This window comes from uncultured Nostoc sp., from assembly GCF_964245445.1.
In the GTDB taxonomy this organism is placed as follows: Bacteria; Cyanobacteriota; Cyanobacteriia; order Cyanobacteriales; family Nostocaceae; genus Nostoc.
The window spans coordinates 42,548-53,313 of record NZ_CAXTNE010000018.1; the positions used below are offsets into that span (position 1 = coordinate 42,548).

A 10,766-nucleotide genomic window follows, 5' to 3' on the forward strand; every position below is an offset into this window, starting at 1 on the left:
TTAAGTTAGGAGTTAGGAGTTAGGAGTTTTGATTCTTAACTCCTGCACAGACGCGATTAATCACGTCTCTCCTTTAGTACAGACGCGATTAATCGCGTCTCTCCTCTTTTTAGCCTTCTGCATTGATAAATGGCAACAAAGCCACAATCCGCGAACGTTTAATTGCTAATGTCAACTCTCGTTGTTGCTGAGATGTAAGCCCAGTAATCCGACGTGGCAATATTTTACCCCGCTCGGTGACAAACTTACGCAGTAAATCAACATCTTTATAATCGATTGGTTCTCCTGGCTTGATCGGAGAAAGGCGACGACGGAAATAACTCATCTCTACTTAATTTCCTTATGAACGGTATGTTTGTTGCAGTGGGTGCAGAACTTTTTCAGTTCTAGCCGATTAGTGGTGTTGCGGCGATTCTTGGTGCTGGTATAACGTGAAACACCAGCAGAACGCTTGTCTGAATTTGTCCGACACTCGGTACACTCTAGTGTCACAATAATGCGGGCACCTTTACTCTTAGCCATAATCTTACAAACAGTGAAGCCTGAAGAGAATTAACACAAATGACTATCTTCTCACATTCCGCCGCATATTTTCAACTAATCTTTTAACTTTTATATCGAGCGAGTAGCCACGACGCGACGAAACTATGAAAGTTCCGCAATAGCGATCGTGTAAAGCCTGCCGCATCTGGGCATCAGATAAGGCAGTCCCACAATCAATTGCTAGGGGAAGTACTAGCAGTATAGCAGTGGGATTGGCTCTAATATTGCTCAGGGCAATTGATACTAAAAGGGCACCTAAGCCGACGATCGCCTCTCGTTTCACCAGTGAAAGCAAATCTGGAATTCTGCCCACTACTTCCCCATCTTCAACTTCCAACACCTTTAAATCGAACGCCCAACGCCCTAAACTTTGCCCTTGATTGTTGTATACCACCAGCACCCGCAAAATTAGCCAAAGTATCACAAAAACTAGGATTTGCACAAATTGAATCCCGATATCGCCCCCTCCCAGTAGGGAACTGACTAACCAGACACCAAGGAAATCAAGCCCCAATGCCATACCTCGCCGCCCAATTTCAGCCTTCGGATAGTGTTTTTGGGGAAGTCGTTCGATAGTCATACAACACAGGTATTTTTATTTAGGGGTTGGGAAATAATTGCTTCTGTTTTTAATATTAAGGTGATGACTTGGGTTTCGTGTTTAGACTAGTTTTGGGTGAAGAGAGCGTTTTTAGTAAAGTTTAGTAAATTATTAAACGTTTGTATCTAAAGAGCCTCAAAAGCTTCTTTGAACAGTGGGTCAATCCTAACTACTGGGTATTTTTGGAGGGTGTAGAGGATTGCTCCTGGTGTCATATTGGTTTACATCTAGATCAATAGACAGGTGAACCGAAAGGTTCTACAATCTGACTGATTGCGGTAAATTTACCTATTGCCCAATCCACATAAGCATAGTAAAGATTTTCTAGTGATTACGTTTGATTGCGGAAGCACTAAATTAATATAGGAAAGTCTTTAAGTAAGGGGCAGCAAAAAAATGGATGTAAAGCTGATTCTAGCTGGATTGACAGTTATCTTTACGCTTTCGTGCTTATTTTTTGGCACGAAAAATGGATTCTATGATTCAGATAACTATCACGGCAATGGCTCTGCACATTGAGATAAATCTGTAAATGCTTGGGCGACTTACCGTAGGGTGAGTTGGTTAAGAGCATTCAGAACTTGCAAAGGGAAAATAAACAAGAGGCATCCTTGAGCTAGTAATTTGATGGCTTGGCTTCTCGTTAATCCACCTTTCTGAACCAGTGCGGGTTCAGTGGAGGCGTCCTCCCCAATCAAAAATCTGTATTCTCAGGGTGTAGGGGCGCACGATAAAACTTACCCCTAAGTCACAAAACCAAAATTTGTGTAATTTTTGGCTTTTGGGATATGTCCATGATGATGAGGTTTGAGGGGAGGAGAGCATGAGAGATAATCTGTCGGCATCCTCTCGCGTAGATGCTGCGGAAGGGGGTACTGAATTAGAATGTTTCCCCTATAGTGTCCAGCATTACGATGAGGGCGTGTGTTTATTAGTGAAAATGGGTCCACACCGCATCCTATTGGATTGTGGTTTGGAGGATATTTCATCATTGGCGAAGGGGCTTACTAAATCGGTACGGGGAGTTGTTTCGCCCTCACCAGCAGATTTCGTTTTGATTAGTCACGCCCACCCAGACCACGCCAGAGGCTTACTGGCACTTCATAAAACTTTTCCAAAATTACCTATTTATGGTAGCGAAGTAACCAGCAAGTTACTGCCGTTGAATTGGCTAGACCAAGATCCTGAGAAGATTTCCGAATTTTGTCATGCCTTGCCGTTGCGATCGCCTGTGGAATTCCAAGATGGTTTGGTAGCAGAATTATTTCCCGCAGGGCATCTACCAGGGGCAGTGGCAATTCTCCTTACCTACACCACTAAGCAGCGTACTTATAAGCTACTGTATACAGGAGATTTTTTCCTGTCAAACTCCCGGTTGGTAGAAGGTTTGCGTTTAGAGGAACTGCGAGGATTAGATTTGGATGTGCTAATTATTGAAGGCAGTTATGGCACATCCCGTCATCCTCACCGCCGCAACCAAGAAAATCAACTAGCAGAACGAATTAATCGCGCGATCACTGACCATTGTTCTGTGATCCTTCCCACTCCTGCTTTAGGATTGGGTCAAGAATTATTAATGCTCTTACGCTCTCATCACCACTTTACCGGACGAGATTTAGATATCTGGGTAGATGGTGCTGTCGCTACTGGGTGTGATGCCTACTTAGAACTGCTTCCCCACCTTCCCCCATCTGTACAGAACTTCGCCCGCCATCAACCTTTGTTTTGGGATGAACGAGTGCGTCCCCGCGTGCGTCGTTTACAAGCAGAACATCGTCCCACTGTGGGTAAATCACCTTGTATTGTCCTTACCGACTCTACAGATGATTTGGGTAAGTACTGCCAACTAGACACTGGCCCTTGGCTGATCCTGCTACCAGAAAAAATTGATATAAAAGTTAATAAAGAATATTTAGCACCTACGACTGTTGAAACTTATCTCTTGGCTCAACATAGTGATGGGTCTGGTACTACGCAGCTAATTCATAATTTGCGACCCCAGCACGTCATTTTTATTCACGGTTCTCCTGCCTACTTGGCAGACTTGACTAGCTTAGAGGAGTTGCAAAACCGCTACCATATCCATTCTCCGGCGGCTGACATTTTAGTAGAATTGCCTATCGGCGATACATTTTTACAACCGGCAGCACCAGAAACTAATTACGAAGGCGAACTGACAGAGTTGGGAACAGTAATCACAATCACTCTAGCCGATGTGATTACGACTGATCCTCGTTGGCGGCAATTTGCCGATACTGGTTTAATCGAAGCTCGTTGGCAAGGAGAAGAACTAGTATTGAGAGGATTGTCTCAACGAGAACTGCTCAATCAAAATAGCGATCGCTATACATGGACAGATGTAGACTGTTGCGGTACTTGCCGACATCAAAGGGGGCAGCGATGTTGGAATCCAGCTTCCCCATTGTATAACTTTAAAGTAACTCTAGAAGGTTACTGTCCTGCTTTTGAAGGTTTGAATGAGAGCCAATAGTCATCAATCCGGTGCCCTTGGTCATTTTTAATTAATGACAAATGACAAATGACTAATGACTACTGACTATTAACTAATGACTAATTATTCTGGATTCGAGTCAGTGTAACGGTTGTGGATGCGCTCGGCTTCGGGACAATCTTCAGTCATCAAAGGTTCCACATTACCGCGTGGTACTGAAGCCAGCTTTTGCGTTACAGCACCAATGCTCTCGAGGCGAACCATTTCTTCCCAAGAACAAACTTCGTCCTCTTCTTCTGTTTCATAGCGTAGAGTCACTAAATCTCCCTCTATGTCGATGATGCGGGCGCGTTCAATCCAGCGTTGCTGGTCCCGCAAGAAAACACATACCTCGCGCCCATCGCAACAGAGTTGATAAATCTTGCGGTGTAGCATGTACTGTTTCTGCCTTTTTAAACAACGTAGTTAAACCTGTCAAAATCTGGGTTCTACCCAATTACATTACACCTTTAAGAGGTTAATTTCACCGTTCAGAACAAGTACGCTTCATCACCTAATCCCAAAACTTGCATGTAGTTGTCAAATATTGGGAAATTTTGGGTCAGAAATCAATGCTTGCAGCAATGAACTCAATCTCCCTCCGGCTCATTTTAGTCAATGTCTGCTTCATCGAAGTCAAACAATTCGGAACCTGTCTTAACCAGGCTCATATTTGCTGGTGAGTCCTTGTTACTATTATGTAATAAAGAATACTCAAAACCAATCGTTGATTGCGGTTGTTTAACTTGCCTACTTATAATCATTGGCATTGCTGGGAAGTCCGGGGACTTGGTTTTACTTTTACCCATGTGTATATGATCTTAACTCATTCTCTTGCTGACCTTGATGGTTTTCAACAATAACACCTAAATAGTTTTGATTTTTGAAGGTTTTTGACTGATGATAGCTAATTAAAAAGCAACGGAGTAGAGGTGAGAAGCTTCAGAGGCAAAGGAAATAGGGGGATAAGGGGAAACATGGGAAAATTACCCTCCGCTTATTTTGGAGTATCAGCAAGATTTATATGGTAGCGGAAATTCTATCAGCACGTTCGATGAGGAGGCTTCTCGTTTAATTTTACCTGCCCGAACTGCATCGTATAGGGCTGCGAGGGCTGACAAATCCTCTTCCTTCCAGCATTTAGTGACAAGCACTTGATGGAGTAATCCCTCAGATTCAACACTAAGATATCCAGTTTGGAAAGCAGATTCAATGAGTGTGCGAATCATCTTGGTTAGGACAGAGTAAACAAATTGTTACCTCAAGTGTGGAACATTTAGCTCTGATCTTAATTGATATGGAACATGAATATCATGTGATTATCATTACACCTAGTTAGTGATTTAGATCACATTAATGGGTTACAATATGAAATTTGGGTGCATTTATCTATTTATATACGCAGATAATGGTTACAAAAAACTTTAGTATCAGTACTGGAATGGCGTATAATTTGACAATATGAAAAGATAGGGAAATTTTAGTGAAATATAAGCAATCAAGCAAAAAACTGGCGGAAATCTTCATCCTTTTGGCTTAATTGCACCCAGTCTAAATTTAAGGACTGGAATTTTTGCACTAAGCGATCGCAAGCCGGACGTTCGGTAGCGTAATGTCCGGCATCGATTAGAATGAGATTGCGATCGCGGCTTTCTTGAAACTGATGAAACTTACAGTCAGAAGTCAAATAAGCTTGAGCACCACTTTTGGCAACAGATGAAATGTAACTAGCCCCCGAACCACCCAAAACAGCAACTCGTGAAATTGTTTGCTGTAAATCAGCACTTGGAGAAAAAATCAAATTAGGGGGAGCAAGTCGCTCTTGAATGGCTGCGAGTAATTCCTGTAATGTTAGAAATGGCTCTAGCAAACCAATACGACCATATCCTAACCCTGCTTGTGTAGGTTGTATAGGAATAACTTCTTTTAGTTCTAAAATTTGAGCTAAAACGTCAGCAGTACCATCCTGCACTTGGTCGAAATTGGTATGGGCAGTGTAAATACCAATATTGTTGGTAAAAGATAACCGTACCATTTCTGCGATCGCTTCACCAGTGCGTAAAGATTTGGGAGGAGTAAAAATCAAGGGATGATGAGCAAATATCAGATTAGCATTCAGAGCGATCGCTTCCTGCATTACTACCAAAGTCGGTGTCAAACATACCAAAACCCGTGCTTTTTCCTGCAACACTCCTGGTTCAATCTGCCAGCCGCAATTATCCCAGCTTTCACACCAAGCGGGATTTGCCCATGCTTCAAACCAAGTAATTAAGTCAGCAATTTTCATAACTATATTTCTTCAGCAATTTTTAATTTTAATTGCTAATCAGTGTTTCTGTGGTTGAATATTTAATTTTAATGCTAATTGCTGGCGCATTTCTTGAAAAGGTTTGTTCCAGACAGGGCTAGCATTCCAGTTCCACATTGCTACTGGGATAAGTTCTTCTTGGGCAAGACAAGTTAACAGACAATATTCATCTTCTGGTTCACGAGAAAAAGTGAAGGGATTACGGTAGCCTGTGTCACATAGTTTATAAGATGTGATTTGTCCGTGATTAATCCGTTGTAAAAGTTCATTTCCTTTGACGAGCAAATAATCAAAAAAAACCGGACTAAAAGGCTCTATGTGTGCGCGTTTTTGTGGCTCTTTTTGTACCCATCTTGCCCACTCAAACCCATACATAAAATCGTGAACGTAACGAAAGCGCATTTCCGTTTTATTTCCGAACATTTCTGTAAGAGAAACCATCTTTTCACCAAAATATTTTAAAAAAGCTATAGCACCTTCATCTGCTACTAAAGCCTGCCTTAGCATACTGCTTACCAGAAAATCAAAATCCCAGAATATGTTTTCTGGAAAGTTTTGCAACTGAGTACAGACTATGCTTTCGAGAGTTTCTTGAAGGGTTATAAGGAGTTCAATATCAGTTTTTTGTTCAGTAATTAAATTTTCCAATTCTGCGAAACTGGTAATTAATGTTTTTTTAGGATTAAGTGATAAGAGGTTAATAGACTGTTGGGCAAGGATTTCATCAATAAATTGGAAAGTATGAGTTGGTGTCAGTTCTTGCTTCATAGTAATTGAAATAGCCCAGACAGCTTGCAATAAATATTAGTTTATATCGAAATAAGTAGGTATCTAAATAAACACAAATAAACTTTACTTTTTAATTTACAAATTGACACGAATTATTTGGCGTGTATCTGATTAATTTTCATAACAAAACGATCGCGGCGAAATTTATTTCATGTATATCACCGCGAGTTTATGAGATTATAGCCAAAGGGTAAGCGGGATAACCAGAGTATTTAAACTCTACAGAACTCCATTTTAAATAAAACTTGAGAATCGGCTATCCAGAAATATGGATAACCAATTCTCTTAAATGACTGCGTTGGCGATGTTCCCAAATATAAATTCCTTGCCAAGTTCCCAGTACTAAATGACCATGATTAATGGGGATATGTTCAGAAGTGTGGGTGAGTGCGGTACGAATGTGTGCCGGCATATCATCGGGGCCTTCTGCATCGTGAATATATCTTCCCGATTCTGGGACGAGTTTTGCCATAAAGTTAGCTAAATCCATAAGGACATCGGGATCGGCATTTTCTTGGATAACTAAACTGGCTGAAGTGTGGCGTAAAAATAAAGTACAAAGACCAGTTTCAACTCCCGATTCTGCAACTATGGCTTCAATTTTTGCAGTGATATTGTAAAAAGATTTACCAGTGGTGGAAATTTTTAGTAGCTTTTGGTAGTGAGTCATCTGTAATTTGATTAATTATTGACTAATAACCTTTGGTAGCACAAATGTGTGCCCCTACTATATTTTACGTAATTGAAAACGGCTATAACCTTCCCATAGGAAAGCTAGCAGCTTATTCAACGTTGTAAATTGAGTAAAGTTTAATTACTGCGAAAATAATTGATAATAGCTTTAGCGATCGCTTCATTACCATCTTTAGCAATTGCTTGAGATTGTTTTGGTGGTTGAGGTAACTCATCTAGAAAATCCCAAGTTCCTTGAAAAAAATCAGGTGGGGTGATGATTTGATGCTGGTTATAATTACTTATGCCTTCTACTATAAAAGTTGCTTCGGCAAAGTCCTCACGCGGGATGGTAACGATAGGTACTCCTAGTAATGTGGCTTCAGCAAAAGTGCTGTAACCAGGCTTAGAAACCACTCGTCCACAAATAGTCATAAAATCTACAGGGCGGTATTTGCGGTCATCAATTTTCACTAAATTAGGTAAATCAGGAGCAGATTGATCAAAGACGATAAATTGCCAATCTGGGAATCGCCGCAGGTTATCGTAGGGAATTTGTTGTAAACCCAAGCCGCCAAAGGTTAACAAAATAGTTTTTTCGATTGGTGTAGTTATTCTCCAAAGAGAACGTAAATCATCAGCAGAGTGACGGGGGGAACCGCCTGTTAAGCCGACATCTGTGATATTGTTAAAAGCCTGCATCGATTCATGGAAGGGGAGACGAAACAGGCGATCGCACTTTGAGTACCAATCACTAATCCAATCTGCAACTGCGGTAAATTCGCCTCCCCAATCTCGGTAGATAAAGTCCCAGCCAAAGTTACTCATCATCCAGCAGGGAATATTTGCACCTTTAGCAAACCCAGGAGCCAGGAAGGGAATGTCTGCCAAGATGAGATTAACGCGATTTTGGCGGATAAAATTCACTTCTGAGGCAATCAGCGAATTTTGATGTTTTTTAATGTCGAGCAACTTTTCTAAAGTCGCTACTTTATCCATTGTCAAACTATCGGTTTGCACCACACCCAAATCAAATGCACGGGGACGATAGATAAAATCGCCTTCTATGTAACACTCTAGCAACCAGCGTGGGGCAGTAGTTACCAGAATTAGCAGAACTTCTGGACATAATTTTTGAATTGTCGCAGCTACAGAAGCAATGCGGGTAGCATGACCAAAACCGTGGTTAGTTATGGCTAAGTATAAAATTGGGCGTTCCATTTTAATGTTAAAAATTATGAATTATTGGATCATACAATTGAGTTCTAGCCAATCTTTGATAGTGCATTCATTCTGGAATAGCAAAATATTTTCATCTACTTCAGGAGGCTGAAAATTTTGCATTAGTTCGGCGAAAATTTCCTTTTTGATTCCTTGACGTTTTTTAGTCTGTTCATTCATTTGCATTCTTATGTAAATTTCCTCTAGCGGAACATCGAGGTAAATTACTTTGGTTTCATAATTATGTCGTTTGGCGACCTCTCTAAATCTGTCACGCAACCAACGAAAACAGTTTGTATCATCAAGAACGATGTCTTCTTCTAGCTGCATTAAATTATCCAAAATACCAATTGCGATCTGGTGAGTATTTTCCCACTTTTCAACGGAAATACCATCTCCACCAAAACCAAGTCCTCGCTCTTTATTGATATCATCCAGACTTACAGATGCACAGTTTAGGTAATTGACTATTGCTTTAGCCAAGGTACTTTTACCGGAAAACGCCAAGCCACAAAGTAAATAAAGGGTTTTCATTTAGTTCAGCAGAGTTAAGCACAGCCTTTTAGCTTGAGATAGGGGACTTCCAGATAAAAAAATATCCCATCGCTTTGAGGGCAGGGGGCCAGTGAGCAGGAAGCAGGGGGAGAGAAAATCATTTTGACTCAGTGAAATTGGATAATTTATTTCTTGGAAGTCCCTAGCATAACGCACTAGTAAAAGTGCGTTACAGCACAGCCTACTTAGTACAGCATTTCATTAATTCGTAACGAATTAAATTTGGCAATGCCAATGCATCGGCTGACAATGCCAACACATCGACTGGCAATGCCAATGCATCGATTGACAATGCCAATGCGTCCCTTTGCATTAAAAACGCTATGATTTCACGCAAAGCTGTACTTAGCCTACATTTTGCAAAAACTTTGAATCGCCTCAAGCAATTGGTCGATTTCCGATTCTAAAGTAAAGTAATGGACGGTAACACGTATACAGCTAGGATCGGCAATTGTCCGAGTTAATATCTTTTGTGAATCTAAAAATTGCACTAATTTGAGATTAGCTTGGGGCTGATTATTTATGAGTTGGAACGAGACGATACCGCTTTCGGGTGGGGAAGTTCGCAAACATTTAATATCGGGTAACGCCGTCAATTGTCGCCAAAGGTAGTCACTGTTTTGGCAAATTTGCTCGTAACGTTCCTGTGAGGTTCCCCATTGCTGATGGATTGCGATCGCCTCCCGTAACCCAACATACAACGGATAAGCTAATGTAGACACTTCATATCGTCGCCCATCTGGAAGCCAATCCACAGGCTGAGATTGACTATCCACAACAATGCCATTCAAACCAATAAACGTAGGTTTCAGGCTTTCTCGTGCTTCTGGTCGGACATACAAGCCACCAGCACCCGCAGGGCCACATAACCATTTGTGACCAGTGAAAGCATAAAAATCTACTCCCAATTCAGTTAAGTTTAAAGGCAACAAACCAGCAGATTGGGCAGCATCTATCAGTAAAAAAGAATGATTGTTTCTGCATACTTCGGCAATTTTATCAAGAGGTAAAACTTGACCAGTATTCCAGAAAACATGGCTTAATATTACAAGACGGGTATTGGAGCGTAAGTGCTGGGCAATAACTTTTACAGGGTCGCCCTCATTTAAAGTTGCCTTTAGGGGACAGGTGGTAACTTCCACCGCGAATCTCCGCGCGATTTCCTGGGTTGTGGCAATCACGCCTGGGTGTTCGCAGTCTGAGAGCAGTATATGGTCGCCAGCACGCCACTCAATACCCCACATGGCGATATTACAGCCAACAGTGACATTCTGCGTAAGAGTAATTGTTTCGCTTGGTGCATGTAACTCTGAAGCGATCGCAACTCTAGCAGCTTGAGTCTGGGGGGCTATCCAGCGATACGCCTCATTACCAAAGGGGCCTATTTGCTGAACATAAGCTTGAGTTTGAGCGATCGCATCCATTGCCCTTTGGGGCATCGGCCCTTGTCCCCCATAATTGAAATAAGTCTTATTCCCCAAAGCTGGAAATTGCTCTCGATGGCTATGCAACCTGGTTTGTGTGGCAGAAGTACTGGTGTTACCTTTTTTTGATTTTAGTTTGTAGATTTTGGATTAGTCAAAAGT

12 protein-coding genes are annotated in these 10,766 nt (G+C 41.5%); 1 reads left to right on the plus strand and 11 read right to left on the minus strand.

Going from position 1 to position 10,766, the window contains the following annotated elements; translation table 11 throughout:
- Positions 1–109 precede the first annotated feature (109 nt).
- From rpsR to ACFE90_RS05300, 3 genes are read right to left on the minus strand one after another with little or no spacing between them, the layout of a single operon-like run.
- On the minus strand, positions 110–325 hold the full coding sequence (gene rpsR, locus ACFE90_RS05290; RefSeq protein ID WP_012411240.1) for a 30S ribosomal protein S18: 216 nt from the start codon (positions 323–325) through the stop codon (positions 110–112).
- 2 nt (positions 326–327) lie between these two features.
- The gene (rpmG, locus tag ACFE90_RS05295; RefSeq protein ID WP_094333178.1) at positions 328–522 is read right to left on the minus strand and encodes a 50S ribosomal protein L33; all 195 of its coding nucleotides are present in this window, start codon (positions 520–522) and stop codon (positions 328–330) included.
- Positions 523–565: 43 nt separating this feature from the next.
- A complete protein-coding gene (locus ACFE90_RS05300) occupies positions 566–1,123 on the minus strand; it encodes an RDD family protein (protein WP_375498409.1) in 558 nt (185 codons plus the stop codon).
- 844 nt (positions 1,124–1,967) lie between these two features.
- Between ACFE90_RS05300 and ACFE90_RS05305 the strand changes: the two genes are divergently transcribed.
- Positions 1,968–3,635 carry an MBL fold metallo-hydrolase gene (locus ACFE90_RS05305; protein WP_375498411.1) on the plus strand — a complete coding sequence of 556 codons (1,668 nt, stop codon included), beginning with the start codon at positions 1,968–1,970 and terminating at the stop codon, positions 3,633–3,635.
- Positions 3,636–3,719: 84 nt separating this feature from the next.
- Here ACFE90_RS05305 and ACFE90_RS05310 read toward each other — a convergent pair whose 3' ends face one another.
- The 8 genes from ACFE90_RS05310 to ACFE90_RS05345 all read right to left on the minus strand — a co-directional run bounded on the left by ACFE90_RS05310 (position 3,720) and on the right by ACFE90_RS05345 (position 10,691).
- Positions 3,720–4,031: a DUF6679 family protein gene (locus ACFE90_RS05310; RefSeq protein WP_012408115.1), complete on the minus strand. Its 312-nt coding sequence runs from the start codon at positions 4,029–4,031 to the stop codon at positions 3,720–3,722.
- A gap of 614 nt (positions 4,032–4,645) precedes the next feature.
- Positions 4,646–4,864 carry a hypothetical protein gene (locus ACFE90_RS05315; RefSeq protein ID WP_375498413.1) on the minus strand — a complete coding sequence of 73 codons (219 nt, stop codon included), beginning with the start codon at positions 4,862–4,864 and terminating at the stop codon, positions 4,646–4,648.
- Positions 4,865–5,133: 269 nt separating this feature from the next.
- Positions 5,134–5,922 (minus strand): Nif3-like dinuclear metal center hexameric protein, encoded by a 789-nt coding sequence (locus ACFE90_RS05320; RefSeq protein WP_375498415.1) that lies wholly within the window; start codon positions 5,920–5,922, stop codon positions 5,134–5,136.
- A gap of 39 nt (positions 5,923–5,961) precedes the next feature.
- The gene (locus ACFE90_RS05325) at positions 5,962–6,711 is read right to left on the minus strand and encodes a hypothetical protein (RefSeq protein WP_375498417.1); all 750 of its coding nucleotides are present in this window, start codon (positions 6,709–6,711) and stop codon (positions 5,962–5,964) included.
- 277 nt (positions 6,712–6,988) lie between these two features.
- Entirely contained in the window at positions 6,989–7,402 is a 414-nt protein-coding gene (locus tag ACFE90_RS05330) for a secondary thiamine-phosphate synthase enzyme YjbQ (protein ID WP_375498419.1), read from the minus strand.
- A 140-nt stretch (positions 7,403–7,542) separates the two neighbouring features.
- Positions 7,543–8,625, minus strand: a complete 1,083-nt coding sequence (locus tag ACFE90_RS05335) for a glycosyl transferase (protein WP_375498421.1) — start codon at positions 8,623–8,625, stop codon at positions 7,543–7,545.
- A 21-nt stretch (positions 8,626–8,646) separates the two neighbouring features.
- Complete coding sequence (locus ACFE90_RS05340) at positions 8,647–9,159, minus strand: AAA family ATPase (RefSeq protein ID WP_375498423.1); 513 nt, start codon at positions 9,157–9,159, stop codon at positions 8,647–8,649.
- 371 nt (positions 9,160–9,530) lie between these two features.
- A complete protein-coding gene (locus tag ACFE90_RS05345; RefSeq protein ID WP_375498425.1) occupies positions 9,531–10,691 on the minus strand; it encodes an aminotransferase class V-fold PLP-dependent enzyme in 1,161 nt (386 codons plus the stop codon).
- Positions 10,692–10,766 lie beyond the last annotated feature (75 nt).

Bases quoted from the DNA above. Each gene is read 5' to 3' on its own strand.
- rpsR (WP_012411240.1), bottom strand. From the start codon at position 325: ATGAGTTATTTCCGTCGTCGCCTTTCTCCGATCAAGCCAGGAGAACCA.
- rpmG (WP_094333178.1), bottom strand. From the start codon at position 522: ATGGCTAAGAGTAAAGGTGCCCGCATTATTGTGACACTAGAGTGTACC.
- ACFE90_RS05300 (WP_375498409.1), bottom strand. From the start codon at position 1,123: ATGACTATCGAACGACTTCCCCAAAAACACTATCCGAAGGCTGAAATT.
- ACFE90_RS05305 (WP_375498411.1), top strand. From the start codon at position 1,968: ATGAGAGATAATCTGTCGGCATCCTCTCGCGTAGATGCTGCGGAAGGG.
- ACFE90_RS05310 (WP_012408115.1), bottom strand. From the start codon at position 4,031: ATGCTACACCGCAAGATTTATCAACTCTGTTGCGATGGGCGCGAGGTA.
- ACFE90_RS05315 (WP_375498413.1), bottom strand. From the start codon at position 4,864: ATGATTCGCACACTCATTGAATCTGCTTTCCAAACTGGATATCTTAGT.
- ACFE90_RS05320 (WP_375498415.1), bottom strand. From the start codon at position 5,922: ATGAAAATTGCTGACTTAATTACTTGGTTTGAAGCATGGGCAAATCCC.
- ACFE90_RS05325 (WP_375498417.1), bottom strand. From the start codon at position 6,711: ATGAAGCAAGAACTGACACCAACTCATACTTTCCAATTTATTGATGAA.
- ACFE90_RS05330 (WP_375498419.1), bottom strand. From the start codon at position 7,402: ATGACTCACTACCAAAAGCTACTAAAAATTTCCACCACTGGTAAATCT.
- ACFE90_RS05335 (WP_375498421.1), bottom strand. From the start codon at position 8,625: ATGGAACGCCCAATTTTATACTTAGCCATAACTAACCACGGTTTTGGT.
- ACFE90_RS05340 (WP_375498423.1), bottom strand. From the start codon at position 9,159: ATGAAAACCCTTTATTTACTTTGTGGCTTGGCGTTTTCCGGTAAAAGT.